At 41.1% G+C, this 16886-nt stretch carries 12 protein-coding genes and 1 pseudogene; 5 read left to right on the top strand and 8 right to left on the bottom strand.

The window, feature by feature from the left end; genetic code table 11:
* Nucleotides 1-2: 2 nt before the first annotated feature.
* From F907_RS07400 to F907_RS07410, 3 genes are read left to right on the top strand one after another with little or no spacing between them, the layout of a single operon-like run.
* Nucleotides 3-3164 carry an MdtB/MuxB family multidrug efflux RND transporter permease subunit gene (locus F907_RS07400; protein WP_016652436.1) on the top strand — a complete coding sequence of 1054 codons (3162 nt, stop codon included), beginning with the start codon at nt 3-5 and terminating at the stop codon, nt 3162-3164.
* On the top strand, nt 3161-6334 hold the full coding sequence (locus tag F907_RS07405) for an efflux RND transporter permease subunit (RefSeq protein WP_016652435.1): 3174 nt from the start codon (nt 3161-3163) through the stop codon (nt 6332-6334). The genes F907_RS07400 and F907_RS07405 overlap by 4 nt, the downstream gene beginning before the upstream one ends.
* A 16-nt stretch (nt 6335-6350) precedes the next feature.
* Complete coding sequence (locus F907_RS07410; RefSeq protein ID WP_016652434.1) at nt 6351-7808, top strand: efflux transporter outer membrane subunit; 1458 nt, start codon at nt 6351-6353, stop codon at nt 7806-7808.
* Between the two features lie 17 nt (nt 7809-7825).
* Here F907_RS07410 and F907_RS07415 read toward each other — a convergent pair whose 3' ends face one another.
* Complete coding sequence (locus F907_RS07415) at nt 7826-8527, bottom strand: NAD(P)H-dependent oxidoreductase (protein WP_016652433.1); 702 nt, start codon at nt 8525-8527, stop codon at nt 7826-7828.
* A 131-nt stretch (nt 8528-8658) separates the two neighbouring features.
* Here F907_RS07415 and F907_RS07420 point away from each other — a divergent pair, with 131 nt between their 5' ends.
* The gene (locus F907_RS07420) at nt 8659-9684 is read left to right on the top strand and encodes an AraC family transcriptional regulator (protein WP_016652432.1); all 1026 of its coding nucleotides are present in this window, start codon (nt 8659-8661) and stop codon (nt 9682-9684) included.
* Between the two features lie 3 nt (nt 9685-9687).
* Here F907_RS07420 and F907_RS07425 read toward each other — a convergent pair whose 3' ends face one another.
* The 6 genes and pseudogenes from F907_RS07425 to F907_RS07445 form a co-directional block, all read right to left on the bottom strand.
* Nucleotides 9688-10632 (bottom strand): phosphatidate cytidylyltransferase, encoded by a 945-nt coding sequence (locus tag F907_RS07425; RefSeq protein WP_016652431.1) that lies wholly within the window; start codon nt 10630-10632, stop codon nt 9688-9690.
* On the bottom strand, nt 10629-11279 hold the full coding sequence (locus F907_RS07430; RefSeq protein ID WP_016652430.1) for a lysophospholipid acyltransferase family protein: 651 nt from the start codon (nt 11277-11279) through the stop codon (nt 10629-10631). The genes F907_RS07425 and F907_RS07430 overlap by 4 nt, the downstream gene beginning before the upstream one ends.
* A gap of 7 nt (nt 11280-11286) precedes the next feature.
* The gene (locus tag F907_RS07435) at nt 11287-11709 is read right to left on the bottom strand and encodes a hypothetical protein (RefSeq protein WP_016652429.1); all 423 of its coding nucleotides are present in this window, start codon (nt 11707-11709) and stop codon (nt 11287-11289) included.
* A pseudogene (locus F907_RS0118050) lies at nt 11706-13076 on the bottom strand (phosphatase PAP2/dual specificity phosphatase family protein). Before F907_RS0118050 ends, F907_RS07435 begins: the two are co-directional and overlap by 4 nt.
* Nucleotides 13077-13089: 13 nt before the next feature.
* Entirely contained in the window at nt 13090-14838 is a 1749-nt protein-coding gene (locus tag F907_RS07440; RefSeq protein WP_016652427.1) for a bifunctional alpha/beta hydrolase/class I SAM-dependent methyltransferase, read from the bottom strand.
* 10 nt (nt 14839-14848) lie between these two features.
* Entirely contained in the window at nt 14849-15484 is a 636-nt protein-coding gene (locus F907_RS07445; protein ID WP_016652426.1) for a CDP-alcohol phosphatidyltransferase family protein, read from the bottom strand.
* 492 nt (nt 15485-15976) lie between these two features.
* Here F907_RS07445 and F907_RS07450 point away from each other — a divergent pair, with 492 nt between their 5' ends.
* A complete protein-coding gene (locus F907_RS07450) occupies nt 15977-16213 on the top strand; it encodes a VF530 family protein (RefSeq protein WP_003651786.1) in 237 nt (78 codons plus the stop codon).
* Nucleotides 16214-16240: 27 nt separating this feature from the next.
* Here F907_RS07450 and F907_RS07455 read toward each other — a convergent pair whose 3' ends face one another.
* Nucleotides 16241-16582, bottom strand: coding sequence for a hypothetical protein (locus F907_RS07455; protein ID WP_016652425.1), 342 nt, complete (start codon nt 16580-16582; stop codon nt 16241-16243).
* Nucleotides 16583-16886 lie beyond the last annotated feature (304 nt).

Here is a 16886-nt window from a genome sequence, read left to right as displayed (position 1 = left end):
CCATGAATCCTTCTCGTTTATTTATTCAGCGACCTGTAGCGACTACACTGGTTATGGTCGCAATTTTTTTGTGTGGATTGGTATCGTGGAAGTTTTTACCTGTCGCTTCTTTGCCTGAAGTTGATTATCCAACCATGCAGGTCACGACGCTATACCCCGGTGCTAGCCCTGATGTAATTGCCTCGACCATTACCGCGCCACTCGAACGTCAATTTGGACAGATGCCAGGTTTAAGCCAAATGTCGTCCACCAGTTCCAATGGTGCATCGGTCATTACACTGCAATTTAATCTCAATTTAGGCTTGGATATTGCTGAACAGGAAGTACAGGCAGCAATCAACGCCTCCAATAATTTATTACCTTCTGATTTACTCACACCACCAACCTATAGCAAGGTAAATCCTGCTGATAAGCCGATTATGACCATCGCAATCAGTTCCAAGGAAATGCCGATTACCAAGCTGGAAGATTTGGTTGATACCCGTTTAGCCCAGCAACTTTCTCAAGTGAGTGGAGTTGGGTTAATTAGTGTGAGTGGCGGACAACGCCCCGCAGTCCGGTTAGAGGTAAACTCAGCCGCGTTGGCTAACATGGGCTTAACCTTGGAAGATGTTCGTACGGCAGTTACTGCTGCGAATGTTAATCAGGCAAAGGGCACGATTAGTGGCTCAGTGCAGTCATCAACGATTGATGGGAATGACCAGTTACATACGGCGGATGACTATAAAAATCTGATTATTGCCTATAAAAATGGCGCACCGATTCGAATGTCTGATATTGCGTCAACCCTTGATTCGGCTGAGAATGTTCGCTTGGCGGCTTGGGTCGGACATAATAACAATGATGCGCCAACGCAGACCCCTGCAATTATTATCAATGTACAACGTCAACCGAATGCCAATGTGATTCAGGTGGCAAATCAGATTAAACAGATTTTGCCGCAACTACAAAGCAGTTTTCCGCAATCGGCCAAAGTAGAAATCTTAAATGACAGTACCACCACAATTCAGGCTTCTCTTCAGGATGTCGAGTTTGAACTGATACTGGCAATGGTATTGGTCATCATTGTGGTGTTTTTATTTTTACGCAGTATTCGCGCAACTTTTATTCCCGCAGTTGCATTACCGCTCTCTTTGGTTGGCACCTTCGCTGTCATGTATCTGGTCGGGTTTTCAGTCGATAATTTAAGTTTGATGGCGCTTACGATTGCAACAGGTTTTGTGATCGACGATGCAATCGTGATGATCGAAAACATTTCCCGTTATATTGAACAAGGCGAGCCTCCAATGCAGGCCGCATTAAAAGGCTCGGAACAAATTGGTTTTACCATTATTTCCCTAACAATTTCGTTGATTGCAGTATTGATTCCATTGCTATTCATGGGCGATGTGGTGGGACGTTTATTCCGAGAGTTTGCCGTCACCTTGGCCGTCTCTATTTTAATCTCTGCTTTTATTTCGCTTACGTTGACCCCGATGCTGTCTTCAAGGCTGCTCAAGCATATTCCAGAGTCAGAGCAAGGGCGTTTTTATCATGCAATGGGGCATTTTTTTGACAAACTGATTGGGATGTACTCCACTGCGTTACGATGGGTATTGGCACGTCAGGGTTTATTCTTGGTGGTGACGATAGCCACTTTTGTGTTTACCGTAATGTTGTATGTTTTTATTCCCAAAGGTTTTTTCCCAGTACAGGATACAGGACAGATTATTGCGACGACAGAGGCCGACCAAACCATTTCCTTTCAAGCGATGAGTGTTAAGCAGCAGGAAGCCGCAAAAATCATCTTGCATGATCCCGCAGTGCAAAGCATTTCCTCATTTATTGGCATTGATGGAACCAATAGCGCTTTAAATACTGGCCGTATCTTGATTAATTTGAAAGATAAATCGGCTCGACCAGATATTCAGACTGTGATGAGCGATTTACAACAACGTTTAAATCAGGCTCAAGGCATGACGGTCTACTTACAGCCTGCACAGGATCTGACCATTGACGCGAGGCAAAGTCGTACTCAATATCAATTTACCTTGCAATCGACCAGTACCAGTGACTTAGCGACATGGGTACCGAAATTGATGCATGCATTGGCACAGCGTCCCGAACTTAAGAATCTGGCCAGTGACTGGCAAGATAAAGGTTTGCAGGTCTATGTTGATATTAATCGAGATGCTGCTGCGCAGTATGGTGTGACCACGGCGGGTATCGACAACATTCTTTATAATGCATTTGGACAACGGTTAATCAGTACAATTTTCACCCAAACCAACCAATATCATGTGGTGCTTGGGTTATCTGGGCAAGATCAGGATGGGTTACAGGCATTACAGGATTTGTATATCCCTTCAAGTAATGGTGCACCTGTGCGTTTAAGCAATATTGCAACAATCCAGCCAAGAAGTACTTTGCTACAGGTCAATCATCTCGGGCAATTTCCAACAGCAACGGTTTCCTTTGACACTGCTACAGGTGTTTCTTTACAGCAAGCTGTTCAAGCGGTGAAAGATACCGAACAGCAATTGCAGTTACCAAGCACAATGATGACTCAATTTCAGGGGGCAGCTTTAGCCTTCCAAGCCTCTTTGAGCAATACCGTTTGGTTAATTATTGCTGCGATTGTCGTGATGTACATCATCTTGGGCGTCCTCTATGAAAGCTTCATTCATCCACTTACTATCTTATCTACCTTACCCTCTGCAGGGATTGGTGCATTGTTAGCACTGGTACTTTCCAACAATGACCTCAACATTATTGCCATTATTGGGATTGTGTTGCTTATCGGTATCGTCAAGAAAAATGCCATCATGATGATTGACTTTGCTTTGGATGCAGAGCGGCATCAAGGCCTGACCCCCATTGAATCAATTTATCAGGCCTGTTTACTGCGTTTTAGACCGATTTTGATGACCACTATGGCGGCTTTATTGGGTGCAGTTCCTTTAGTGATCGGGAGTGGCATGGGCGCAGAACTACGTCATCCACTCGGAATTACCATGATCGGAGGCTTGATTCTCAGTCAGTTACTCACTTTATTTACAACACCAGTGGTGTATTTAGCCTTTGATCATCTGGCACAACGAATAAAGGGGGATCATCGACCAGATAAGCATGCCAGTGAGTTACCACCTTATGAACACTTTAAGCCACAGGTGGATGACGTATGAGTTCAACGCCTTTCATTCGCCGTCCTGTGGCCACCACTTTACTCAGTATTGGATTAGTTTTGCTGGGTGTACTGGCATTTAATATTTTGCCTGTGGCATCACTCCCACGAGTTGATTTTCCGACTATTTCTGTAACAGCCAAGCAAGCAGGTGCAAGTCCAGAGGTCATGGCGGCGACAGTTGCAACACCATTGGAACGTAATTTAGGACGTATTGCAGGGGTGAATGAAATTACCTCCTCAAGCTCGCTGGGATCGACTCGGATTACATTGCAATTTGACCTGAATCGAGACATCAATGGTGCAGCACGTGATGTACAGGGGGCAATCAATGCTTCGCTTGCTTCATTGCCTTCGGGTTTACAAAACAACCCGACTTATCGCAAGGCCAATCCGGCCGATGCACCGGTCATGATTTTGGCGCTTACTTCAAAAACACTATCGCGTGGACAGATGTATGATGTTGCCGATACCATTTTAGGACAAAAACTCTTACAAATTGATGGTGTAGGAGACGTCAGTATTGGTGGTGCGGCGCAACCTGCGGTACGAGTTGAGCTAAATCCAAGTCAATTGGCGCATTATGGTGTTGGATTAGATACAGTTCGCTCCGCAATTACCTCAACCAATGCCAATCGTCCAAAGGGTTTTGTCGAACAGAAAGATCAGCTTTGGGAAGTACAGGCCAATGATCAGGCCAAACAAGCCGCAGATTATATTCCACTGATTGTCAGTTATAAGAATGGTGCGGCTGTACGAATTTCTGATGTTGCAACAGTGAAAGATGCTGTACTCGATATTCATAATGCAGGCTACTATGCGGATCAGCCTTCAGTTTTGATCATGGTATTTAAACAACCCAATGCCAATGTGATTGAGACGATTCAACGCATCAAGGACACTTTGCCAACATTACAGCAGGCCCTACCACCACAAATTGAAATCCATACCGCTGTTGACCGCAGCAAGACCATTCAAGCCTCGTTGAGGGAGATTGAACGGACTATGCTGATTGCAGTGATGCTGGTGATCATTGTGGTGTTTGTGTTCCTGAGAAATGGCCGTGCCACCCTAATTCCTGCAATTACGGTGCCGATCTCGCTGATTGGTACCTTTGCTCTGATGTATGCCTCGGGCTTCTCTCTGAATAATATTAGTTTAATGGCATTGACCATTGCGACAGGCTTTGTCGTAGACGATACCATTGTGGTACTGGAAACGATTTCAAGACGGATGGAAGAAGGTCTGAGTCCGATGCAGGCCGCTATTACTGGCGCAAAAGAAGTCAGTTTTACGGTGGTATCCATGAGTATTTCTTTGATCGCGGTATTTGTGCCTATTCTATTGATGGGCGGTATTGTGGGACGGTTGTTCCATGAGTTTGCCATGACCTTGACCTACGCGATTTTAATTTCGATGGTGGTTTCATTAACCGCCACTCCGATGTTATGTGCATGGTGGCTGAAACAAAATCAGATCAAACAGCTTAAGTTTGATCAATCAACGGATATGTCCAGCCCACCAGAGGCAATCACTGACAGTGAAGCACTTTTAGTTGCATCAAATGATGCATACCTGAAACAGCAAGGTCTGTTTGGCCGAATAACCTTGCTCTATAAGCGAAGTCTAGCTGTAGCACTACGGCATAAAGCAATGACATTGATCATTTTTATTTTTACGATTGGGCTGAATATTTATTTATATATTGCTGTGCCCAAAGGCTTCTTTCCGCAACAGGATACTGGTGTGATGATGGGGTCTTTAGTAGCAGATCAAAATATTTCTTTTGATGCCATGAATCAGAAACTCAAAAACTATATTACAGCGATTGGTAAAGATCCTGCTGTTGACCATGTGATGGGAACAGCAGGAGGTTCTCAAATGAACCGAGCCAATTTATTTTTGGCGTTAAAACCTCTGAGTGAACGAACTGATACTCCTGATCAGATTATGGCTCGCTTACGTAAGTCATTGGGACATGAAGCAGGAACCCGTTTTACCCTGAGACCAGTACAGGATATCAATGTGGGTGGGCGTTCAAGTGATGCCAGTTATCAATATACTTTACAGGGAGATGATCTCAATACACTACGAAGCTGGACACCTAAAATTCAGGCTGCATTGAATAAGCTTCCCGCTTTGACCGATGTTTCCAGTGATCAGGATGTGAAAGGGCTGGAAACAAAATTGACTTTTGACCATGACAAAATGAAGTCATTGGGGATTACTCAATCTCAGGTGGATAGCACGTTAAATGATGCCTTTGGGCAAAGGCAGGTATCCACGATTTACAATCCGATGAATCAATATCATGTGGTGATGGAAGTTGCTCCTGAGTATGCCCGAACGGTCGAAGCTTTACGCGGCATCTATGTGCAAAATAGTGCAGGGCAATCCATTCCTTTATCTACTTTTAGTGCTTGGCAAGCTGCAAATACCTCTCTGTCTGTTAACCATCAAGGATTATTTGCTGCCAGTACCATTACCTTTAACCTGAATGCAGGCTATTCGTTGTCAGATGCGACGGATCAGATCAATCATGCAATGAATGAATTACAAGTTCCCAGCTCGGTGCGTGGTGGGTTTCAAGGTTCAGCCAAAGCGTTTCAATCTTCTTTAAGCTCAGAACCCTTGCTGATTTTGGCCGCCATAGTGGTGATTTATATTGTACTGGGGATTTTATATGAAGATTTTGCCCATCCTTTAACAATTCTTTCGACATTACCCTCTGCGGGTTTAGGTGCCTTAATTGCATTGGTTTTATTTAAAATGGAATTTAGTGTGATTGCCTTGATTGGGATTTTGCTACTGATCGGGATCGTCAAGAAAAATGCCATTATGATGATTGATGTGGCCTTGACCTTACAACGACAGCAGAAATTAACGCCTGAAACTGCAATTCTGGATGCTTCAGTATTACGCTTTCGTCCCATTATGATGACAACGCTTGCAGCTTTATTTGGAGCATTGCCTTTGGCCTTGGGACGAGGCGATGGCGCTGAATTACATGTTCCGTTGGGTGTATCAATCGTAGGCGGACTCATTATTAGTCAGATATTAACCTTATATAGTACCCCTGTGATGTATTTATATATTGATCAATTAAGTCGGTGGGGGAAACGTAGGTTTCAAAATTTATTCCCAGCTAAGTCATTAAGTTTGAAAAAATAAAAAAGAGGACAACCAGATGTATCAGTTTTTTTCATTACACAACCCAACCAAATCTTTTAAAACATTGAATTTTATTGCTTTAGGTTTAGTAGGGGTGTTATCAGGTTGTCAAATAATTAAGCCGGAAGCAACAGCAAAAGTGAATGTTGGGGCGCAGTTTTCTCAACCATCGCAATATGGCTTGGATGCTAAAAAATGGGAAACAGAAGGTTGGAAGATTGCTGTGCCAAGTGATAGTTTACCTAAAGGTGAATGGTGGCAAATTTTTCAGGACACACAACTTAATCAGTTGGTAGACCAACTCAATCGTGAAAATGCATCGATTGCTCAATATGAAGCTCAATACCGTCAAGCGACGGCTTTGCTCAATCAAGCTAGAGCAGGTGCACGACCAACGATTACGGGCAATAGTGCTATAACCCGAGCTAAATCAGGTGATAGTGGTACGACAACAAACTATAACCTAGGTCTGAGTGCCAGTTGGGAACCTGACTTCTGGGGAAAAGTCCGTCAAAATGTATTGGTCAATCAGGACAAAGCTCAGGCGAGCGAGGCTGAACTTAACTCGATTCGTCTCAGTATGCAGGCACAATTAACAAGCAGCTATTTGCAGTGGGTCGTAGAAGGGTTTCAATTACAGTCACAGCGAGAAAGTCTGGAAAACCTACAGAAATCCTTACAGCTAACGCAAAACCAATATAAAGCAGGTATTGTTGCATCAACCACGGTTGATCAGGCACAAAGTCAATATCAAACTGCGCTCGCCAACTATACAGATATGCAATTATCGCAAATACAATTACAGCATGCGATTGCCATGCTGATTGGGCAGCCTCAAGATCAGTTTCAATTGATGATGCCGAAAACATTACCCGTATTACCACAAATTCCAGTTGATCTGCCTTCAAGTATTTTACAACGCCGTCCAGATGTAGCCGCAGCAGAAAGAACCATGGCAGCGGCAAACGCACAGGTTGGTGTAGCAAAACTGGCTTTCTTCCCTGATTTTAGCTTAGGTGGCAGCTTAGGATATAAAAGTAGTAAGTTAAGTGATTTATTTAATGCACCTAATTTTATCTGGTCAGTTGGACCAACACTTGCAGCAACCTTATTTGATGGAGGACTTCGCCACGCACAAACAGAGCAGGCAAAGGCCGCCTATGATGCAAGTGCTGCTTCCTATAAGCAAACGGTATTATCTGCCATCCAAAATGTTGAAGACAATATTGCTGCGCAATATTTGCTATCGAAAGAAGTGGCTCAGGAACAGCAGGGTTTAGCTGCGGCTACACGTGCCGAACGCAGTACCATGAATCAATATAAAGCAGGCATTGTTGGTTATTTAAATGTGCTGACGGCCCAAAATAGCCGCCTTTCTGCACAGAACAGTGTTTGGTCATTGATGAGTAAGCAATATCAAACGACTGTTAGTTTAATCAGCTCAATGGGAGGAAGTTTTAAATCCAATGATTAATCATTGAGATCACAGCTTTATGGTAGTGGATTCATTCTATCGTCAAAATTTTCCAATAGTGCAAAGGCTAAGGGCTGTAGATCGTCTAAGCCTTGTAAGTATTGTTCGAAATCCACCAAAATCTCCTGTCTATCTTCCTGATTGATATAAGGAACATGATAGGCAATATATGGCGGGAGTACCTCAAAGCCAACGTAGGCAAGTGTGCCACGTTGCAGAGGTGATAAATAATGCTCAAGAGGGCCATGTACAGCACCTTCACCAAACATATGTTCGCGGCCACCGAGTGTTAAACACAGCATGGCTTTTTTACCCAACATACCGCCATGGTTATAAAAGCGTTTACCACCGTAAAATAGACCAGATACAAACACGCGATCAATCCAACCTTTTAAAATCGCGGGTACAGAGGTCCAGTACAAAGGAAAGCTTAGAATCACCAAATCTGCACGTTGTACTTTCTCAATTTCTGTCTGAATATCAGGTGCTAAATGATGCTGTTTAAATGCATGACGTTGTTCAAGTGCATAATTTAAATAATCTGCTTGGTTTAAAGATGAGAAGTCATCTTTTGAAGCAACAGGATTAAAATTCATTGCATAGAGATCAGAAATCTCGACAGTATGACCTTGCTGTTCAAAAGTCTGCCGCGCGGTATCTTTAAGGGCTGCGGTAAATGATTGTGGTTCTGGATGCGCATGTACAATCAAAATATTCATAATAGGGTCACTTTCTCAGAGCCGTTTTTTAGATCAATCTACTATGCTTAAATTTAAAAAAATGTCATAGTTCATTAAGCGCCAACATTTACCATTTCACGCCAAATGGGTTCTGACTTAATGGAGTAAATATGAATCCAGAATTACCAGGTACTTATGTCAATCTATTGGTTGATGTCATACAGAAATGGGGTGTCTCTTCGGAACAACTTTTGGCTGGAACTGGAATTTCCACACAGACGCTGAATGCACCATTTTGGTATGTCGACTTTCATATTTTTAACCATTTATTAGAGAAAGCGGCCTTATTAACAGGTGAGCCTGCAATTTGCATCTATCTTGCTGAAGAGATGAAAGTCTCTTGCTATGGGCATGTCGGGATTGCAGCAACAGCTGTAGAGAACTTGGAAGAGGCAATAAAAATTCTGGAAAAATTCATTGGCTTACATTGTTCCGTTTTTCAACCCAAGCTAAGCATAGAAGGAGAAATGGCCTATCTATATTTCCAACAACCTTCACCGAACTTTAAACTAAATCGGTATGGACTGATGTTTTTAATTTTGGGTTTTTCACAAATTTTGGAAAACTTGGCTCAGCAGAAACTCGGCATTCATTTCTGGTTGCAGCAGGAAAAACCTGATTTTTATAAAAATACTCAAAAATTTAATGAAATGAATATTCACTTTAATGGAGAGAAGGATTGCTTGATCTTTAACACAGCATTGTTATCGCTTCCGTTAAAGAGTGCAGATGCGCTATTGGCACGGTTAAGTAAACAACAGTGTGAACAAGATGCGCATAAACTTGCACAAAAAAGGAATCAAAAGGGTCGTGTGGACTCACAAGTCAGAGCATTGCTGTATGACGAGCATGATGGCTTCCTATCCTTAAAACAGGTCGCTGAAAAACTGCATCTCTCAGAACGAACCTTACAGCGCCAATTAAGCAGCAAACAAACTTCTTTTCAAATCCTTGTTGCTGAAGTCCGCCGTAAACAAGCTGAACAGCTGTTAAAGCAATCTAAGCTTTCGATTGAGCAAATTGCGGAACGTTTGGGCTATGCTGATATTTCGCATTTTTCACGGGCATTTAAGAAATGGACCAATGTGACACCTAAGTTCTATCGGGAAGTCAGCATTGGCCATTCTTCGTTTTAGGGGTTAACTCCACCAATAGCGTAGAATATGGAAGAAGATTGGTGCAGAGAAACAAATAGAATCGATACGATCTAACATACCACCATGACCTTGAATCAATTGTCCCCAATCTTTTACCCCACGGTCACGTTTGATCGCAGACATGACCAGTCCACCAAAGAAACCAAAGATACAGACAATCAATCCAATCAATGCTGCTTGCCAATAATTAAATGGGGTCAATGATGACATGAGTACGCCCAGTGCCGTTGCCAAAACGATGCCACCAATTAAGCCTTCTACGGTTTTTGAAGGGGATAGGGTTGGGGCGAGTTTATGTTTGCCGAATAGTTTACCGCACACATATTGCAGTACATCTGAGGCTTGAACCACCATAATCAGCCAAATCGCCAACCAGATCTTTTCCCCCTTAAATTGGGGTAAATCTAGGTTTAACAGAGCAGGAACATGAGAAATACAGAATACACTGACCATCAAACCCCATTGAATTTTGGCACTGCGTTCCAAAAAGTGGGTGGTATCTTCCAGCTTTAAACTGGCAATTGGAATGAGTAAGAATACATACAGCGGAATGAAAATCGAAAATAACCCATACCAATTGGTATAGACCAAATAATATTGATAGGGAATAACAAAGTAGAACGCGATCAATAAAGGCAGATAGTCGCCACGACGTGTTGGTAATAAACTAATAAATTCACGTAATGCAAAAAACGAAATCAGCCCAAATAGCACAATAAAAGCGGTTTTACCCAATAGAATGGCGGCTGCCAAGACTATTAGCATGATCCACCACGCATTGATACGAGCATTTAAGTTATCAATGACTGGGGATGGGGTTATGCCTGCTTTCTGTTTGAGGATAAAGCCAATACTTGAGGCGATAATCAAAATCACGGCAAAGATGCCAAACAATAAATACGTTTGTTGTAAGTTGTCTAAACTCATTGATTCTCGGCCTCTTTTAATTTTAATAATTGCTGCTGAGCATGATGTAGAAACTGTTCTTTATCTGCGAATTGATCTAAAACTAAAGGTTCACCAAAAATAACAGTAGAAAGTAGTGGTAAAGGAATAAATGCACCTTTGGGCATTACCCGTTTTAAGTTTGAAATCCAAACGGGAACAACTTCAACATCGGGGAACTGTTGGCTGAGGTGATAAAGACCACTTTTAAATTCAAGTAGTTCGACATCATCATTTAGGTTACGTGTCCCTTCAGGAAAGAAAATAATCGAATAGCCTTCCGTCAAGACATCTTTCACTGGTTGTAAGGGATCTTGTTGATCGCTACGATTACGTTGAATGGTAACACCCGAAAAGGTATCTTGAATCAAAAAACGTCTAAACCCATCTTTTAACCAATAATCGGACGCTGCGATTGGACGGGTTTGTCTGCGTATATGAATCGGTAAAGATGACCATAATAAAATAAAATCTATATGACTATTATGGTTGGCATAGTAGATCCGCTGCTTAAGTTCTGGTTCACAGCCGACCCATAAGCTTCTTGCACCTGTTAATAACCGTGCCCCACGACGGGTGAGGAAAGCAATAAAACGGGCAAGGGATTGCGTGATTATATTTTTTTTCATTCAATCTTCATCTATGCGCTAATTTATAAAACAGTATGATGAATACCGCATATTGTACCAAGACGATAGCGATCTGTATTTTGAGTAATCTTAAACATCCCTTGAAGCGTTCGGGCCAATCACGGCCAGTTCTATTCTCAGGTATTAATTTTAACGCTAATAGTGATTGATCGAGTTGTTGAGTCAGGTTTTCTACTTCCTCAGGCTGATCAACCATATACTGTAACAGACCACGATCGAACTCAATTCGAATAAATAAATAATGATGAATCGCCAATAGTCCGCTAATGAGTAAAAGTGGCATCAGGATCGGTATGCTTGCAAATAAAAATAGGCTCACAATTGACAAAACAAAGACCAAATAGCCTGACTTTAAAATACTCTGACTCTGTTTTAGCAGGCGCGTTACTACAACAAAATTCATTTTCATTGCGGTTTCTCCTGAGTAAGCAGCACTTGGAATTTTTTAATTTCAGCAATATGCGTCTCACTCAAAACAATCCAGGGGCGAGATTGTTGGATTAAGGCAATGGCGTCTTCAACATTAGTGGCATGATTCTGCTGTAACAACCAGGCAATCAATACACTACAGCTACGCGAATAGCCAAGCGCACAGAAGATTAGAACTTTTTGTGGTTGATTGTTTTGTCGTAAAGGCTGAATCAAATGATCGAATGCTGCTGCGGCTACCAGTAATTGCTTAGTTTGGATGGGGATTAAATCGAGTGTGCTAAATTTTTCATAGTGTTGTACATGCTGATTTACTGCTAACTCAGCACAGCAATCGAATAAGGCATTGTATTGTTTGCTATGTTGAGCAGATGGAATACGACCAAGATAAAGTTCTACACCGTTGAATTGTAGTATTAGAGAGTCTTGTGGGTGACGATAGGTCTATAATCGGCTATTGAGCCATGCCACTAGAAAATAAGGGGCAAACAGTAAGTACGCAGCAACTGTCATTTGACCATTCTGTTGTTTTTGAAAAAAGTGCGGTCGAACCGTGAAATAAGCCAATGCAACGAAAAAAAGACTGATGGCTGGATATAACATCCATAGCCAAGTACCTTTAAATAAAAATACAGGTATCAGACACAGTAAGGCGCCTATCAGATAAAAACAGCCTAATTTTAAATGTTTGCGGGTACGTTGCTGTAATGGATCTTTTTGATAAGGTGCTTTGTCTGTGAGTGGGAACAGCCATAAACATAGCGCACCTGCCAGTAAACCCAATGGAATATCAATAAAATGATGCTGCCATGTGGTTAAAACAGAGAGCCCAATCAGAAAAGACCAAATATGAACCAGCCAACGGTAGCTTGGCTTGATGTGTCGACGATAAAAATCCCACAAAATCACCAAAAGCACGATATGTAAGGAAGGTGCTTGATTAAAAGGTTTATCAAAACCCATCAGCACATCAAACCAGAGTCCAAAAAAACCATCTAGCTCAGCCCGCTCAAAACTAAACTTGAGTGGATAGATGATAAAGCAGCTAATGGAAATAAGTTGGGCGATAAATAGCCTAAGCGAGTGTTGTTTTAATTCAAACTTATTCCAGCACAATAGCAAAGATAGACCATAGAAAAGATCAATCGACCAATAAGGTACAATAGTCCATGCCCAAAGTGGAATGTGGTGTTCCCAAGCGAAAACGATACTTGGAACATTCGTTAAACTGGATGCATACTGATTTGCAAAACCATAGGTTAAAAAGAAAAAGGGGGCTAAAAAGACTAAACAGAGCAGCCCCCATTTCCATGTACCCGGTTGACGATCTAAAATATTATTTTGCATAAAAGGTCTTTATTTAAATTTTTTGGGCAACCGAAACTGTAAAAATACCAAATTCATCAATGCATTGATCTACTTTTTTAAAGCCTGCCTGTTCAACCAGTGCATCCATTTCGGCTTGTGAGCGTAAGCGCATCACCCAAGCATCGCCTTGACGGTGTGAAGTTAAAGCACGTGCAATAAATTCTTGTTGCGGGTGCCAAATTTGTCCCGTGTAAATCAGGAAACCACCTTGTAACATGGCTTGATGGATACCTGAAAGTGATTGTCTTAATAAGTCATTATCACTAAATAGCTCATAAAGCCCAGACACAATGACCAAATTTGGCTTTGGTTTAACTTTGGCCAATGACGCCGTGTCAAATGCATCACCGAGTTCAAATTGGGCGATATTGTCCAGTTTTCGTTCTTGGATTAATGCAGAACCAGACTCAACATTTAATTCACTATAATCTCTAAGTAACACTGATTTTGGTGGAGTTGGCAATTGGCTCACCGCATCTAAAATATAACGACCATGACCCGCTGCAATATCTAGGATGCGAATGTCTTTACGTTGCTTATTTAGAACTTGTGCATATTTCGCCAATAACTGCTCGATATGCTGTTTACGCACGCGGATGCCACGCCAACCAATTGCATTTAAATACTGTTGATCAATGATATTGCCGAGAATGTTTTTGCTTTCACCTTGATTTCGATAAACAAAATCTAAAGTACTGCCAGAGTCATAACCGGTATCTTCACCAATTTTAAGACCACGGGAGAATTTGCTGCCGAGTTTTAAATTACGTTTAGTTAAGTCCCAGAACAGATTCTTGATTGAAGAAGCGGGAAGTGGACTACTCAATTGTTCAGCAGTTGCACAGCTTGAACCAATTTTATCGGCATTGAGTACATCTGGCGCCAGATAATCTTCAGCAAAGCTTTGCAAGATAAAACGACGGATTTTTTCGATTGCAATATGACGATCTTTTTCACCTAAAGTATCGTGATAAAAACCATCTAAAACATGAAATTCTTTACGTGGATGAGGAAGCTTTTCATAAAACTGTTGTTGTGGCTTACGGAACACCACAAAATCTGATCCTGAGCATAAAACCTGAGTGGGAACAAAGATATTTTGTGCATCATTGACGATACGTTCTGATGCTGCATATAAGCCCAACAGCATTCGTACCGAAATGGCTTTGGCAATTTGTGGGTCAGTATCATAGGTTTTTGCACGCTCAGCATCATGCGTCAGCATATTGGCTTTTACATAACTGGTAATAAAGAAATTACCTTTAAGTTTGTTGAGAACCGTTAAACCTGTTTTCGCAAATGGTACATACAGTTTAATATCAAATTCGGGCGAAGCTAGACATAAGGCTCTGATTTTTGGTGCATAATCATGGACCCAAGCTGCTGCTAAAACAGCGCCAACGCTTTGACCAATAACTGCAATATTGGTTGATGAAATATTATACGTGGATTCGATATGTTGCACAAAATATTGAATATCTTTCACACATGCAGAGAAACTTGGCGCATCACCCCGTAAACCTGGTGATTCACCATGTCCACGCGCATCCCATGCAAAAAAATCAAATTCTGGAAGGTTGAGTTCATTAACCAAATGCGCCATACGTCCAGAATGTTCATGTCCACGATGGAATAAAATAATTGCTTTTTTTACGCCTTGTTCTGTAGCCGCTGGCCAATGTTGGTAGGCTAATTGGGTATCATCATGGCTAGTAAATATATGTTTTTGTGAGCTTTGCATCTGATTTTCCTTAAAGTTGAATACTATTTTTAATACGGTTATAAATTGTCAAAACCAATAGTGCTGCAATAAAAACAAGCAGTCCATTACAGATGTAAATGATTGAATTTGTGTAGTTATTTTCAATTAAATATGGGCTAAAACTGACACATACTGCAATTAAACTAAACCAAAATGCACGATCACTTTTGCCCATAGGACCATCATAACGACGTTCCTGACCAATTAAAGGTGCCATAACGCCAGCATATTCACTCAGAATTGCCAGAAATACGACCAAACCTAATAAATAGGAATTAATAAAGGCTAAGCCTAGAAAACATAGATAAAGCGCTGAATCGGAGATGACATCGCAAATTTCATTTAAATATGCGCCAAGTTTTGATTGTTGATTGAATTCACGTGCGAGCATGCCATCAATTGCATTAAAACCCATACGAACCAACATCCATACAGGAAATAATAAAAACAGGATTAAAGGCTGTTGGTAAAGATGTAGGCAGTAAAGTGCGACAGCTAATCCAACAGAGATAAACATGGCTAAGAGCGTAACTTGATTCGCCGTGATCTTTTTTGAGTAAAGCCATTGTACAAATGGGCGAAGTAAATTTTGAAATGCTGGTTTTAATTGATAAATCGAAGGCATTGTTATTGGAATAAACACATTTATATAGTGAAAGCATTGTGTTTAATATTTAAGTGCATGTCAACATACATCAGGATTTGAAAGAAAGTGGACATTATAAAATGTCATTACATATCAAATTATTAATATGGTTTTATTTCGTATAATGTATATTATGTTAAATATGATATTCAAGACTGTAGCCTACACAACCTGTTTGTTGCCACAGCTCAGTAACGTGATGATCTACGATCATAATTCACGTTGCTGACTTTGAGTTCTTATTCCAAAAAAAGAAAGGTCTAGATTTTAAGACACTGAATCAAATGGCAGAAGATTTTTACAAGTTGGCTGCCTAGAATCTCTCAAGTGAATGTCTCCTGCTATTTCAGCACACATCAATAGGAAGATAAGCTGTAATTTTCTATGTTAATTACGCTTAAATTCAAACCCTCTCATTTTTCAACTCGCTCAGGTTATAATGATGGCCTCCCAAGATATGGTTGATCTATTATGAACGCCTCCAATGACCCTCTGCACGGCAAAAAACTTGCTGACATTTTGGATGAATTATTGGATTACTACGGCGGCTTTGAAGGCTTAAGTCGTAAAATTGAAATTAGATGTTTTTGCATAGATCCAAGTGTTAAGTCATCGTTGCGATTCTTACGCACCACACCATGGGCACGTGAAAAAGTAGAAAGCTTATATTTGTATGTCTTACGCCAAAAAGCCAAACAGAAATCGTAGCGATCAAAACGCTGCGTGGCTATGACTTCAATGCACTTTCATGTTTGCTTCAGTCAAATACGCTTTTTTCGATGTCTTATTCCATAAACACAGTTCTTGCTCTGTTTTGTTTTTCATATGTGCTTGCGGATATTTTCCTTCAATCAAGACTGCCGAATATCCAACACGATCATCAAACAGCATGACATTGCTCACTGTCTTGGCATTTTTAAGTTGGCTCGCTTTTATACAAGCCGCTTTTATTTCCTGATCATGCTTGTTCCATGCCTGCTCAGAACTTGCAAAAGTTACGCTGCTCATCACAGCAGAACTTGCCACAAAACCTAAAATAGCAAGATATTTTAATAATATACGATGTCTCAATGCCATGCTCATTGTCCTAAAATTCAAATGTCTAAATCTATACTGGAACAATCTGATGAGAGAATCTAGCAATTTACACATGTTGTAACCGTACATGTTCAGGATTACACACATTTCTAAAAAGTTGTTCATTATTGATATTTTAAGCGGCTACTTGACTTGTGTATTAGTTGAACCTACGCAAATCCGCGTGGCTTGTTTAAGTGGAATGCAACCCTATCAATTTGGCGTGAATAATAATTAAAACCTTTCCATATCTTTGGATTACGGATCAAGCCTGTAGATTTTCTACTGGCATTAACGAAAATTT

The organism is Acinetobacter colistiniresistens (assembly GCF_000413935.1).
Classification (GTDB): Bacteria; Pseudomonadota; Gammaproteobacteria; order Pseudomonadales; family Moraxellaceae; genus Acinetobacter; species Acinetobacter colistiniresistens.
Note: the sequence above shows the minus strand (reverse complement) of the source record. Positions and strands in the feature narration are given on the sequence as shown.

What these genes read in the sequence shown, in the direction of transcription:
- F907_RS07455 (WP_016652425.1), bottom strand. Translation starts at nt 16,582, where the DNA reads ATGGCATTGAGACATCGTATATTATTAAAATATCTTGCTATTTTAGGT.
- F907_RS07450 (WP_003651786.1), top strand. Translation starts at nt 15,977, where the DNA reads ATGAACGCCTCCAATGACCCTCTGCACGGCAAAAAACTTGCTGACATT.
- F907_RS07405 (WP_016652435.1), top strand. Translation starts at nt 3,161, where the DNA reads ATGAGTTCAACGCCTTTCATTCGCCGTCCTGTGGCCACCACTTTACTC.
- F907_RS07410 (WP_016652434.1), top strand. Translation starts at nt 6,351, where the DNA reads ATGTATCAGTTTTTTTCATTACACAACCCAACCAAATCTTTTAAAACA.
- F907_RS07425 (WP_016652431.1), bottom strand. Translation starts at nt 10,632, where the DNA reads ATGAGTTTAGACAACTTACAACAAACGTATTTATTGTTTGGCATCTTT.
- F907_RS07445 (WP_016652426.1), bottom strand. Translation starts at nt 15,484, where the DNA reads ATGCCTTCGATTTATCAATTAAAACCAGCATTTCAAAATTTACTTCGC.
- F907_RS07420 (WP_016652432.1), top strand. Translation starts at nt 8,659, where the DNA reads ATGAATCCAGAATTACCAGGTACTTATGTCAATCTATTGGTTGATGTC.
- F907_RS07400 (WP_016652436.1), top strand. Translation starts at nt 3, where the DNA reads ATGAATCCTTCTCGTTTATTTATTCAGCGACCTGTAGCGACTACACTG.
- F907_RS07440 (WP_016652427.1), bottom strand. Translation starts at nt 14,838, where the DNA reads ATGCAAAGCTCACAAAAACATATATTTACTAGCCATGATGATACCCAA.
- F907_RS07415 (WP_016652433.1), bottom strand. Translation starts at nt 8,527, where the DNA reads ATGAATATTTTGATTGTACATGCGCATCCAGAACCACAATCATTTACC.
- F907_RS07435 (WP_016652429.1), bottom strand. Translation starts at nt 11,709, where the DNA reads ATGAAAATGAATTTTGTTGTAGTAACGCGCCTGCTAAAACAGAGTCAG.
- F907_RS07430 (WP_016652430.1), bottom strand. Translation starts at nt 11,279, where the DNA reads ATGAAAAAAAATATAATCACGCAATCCCTTGCCCGTTTTATTGCTTTC.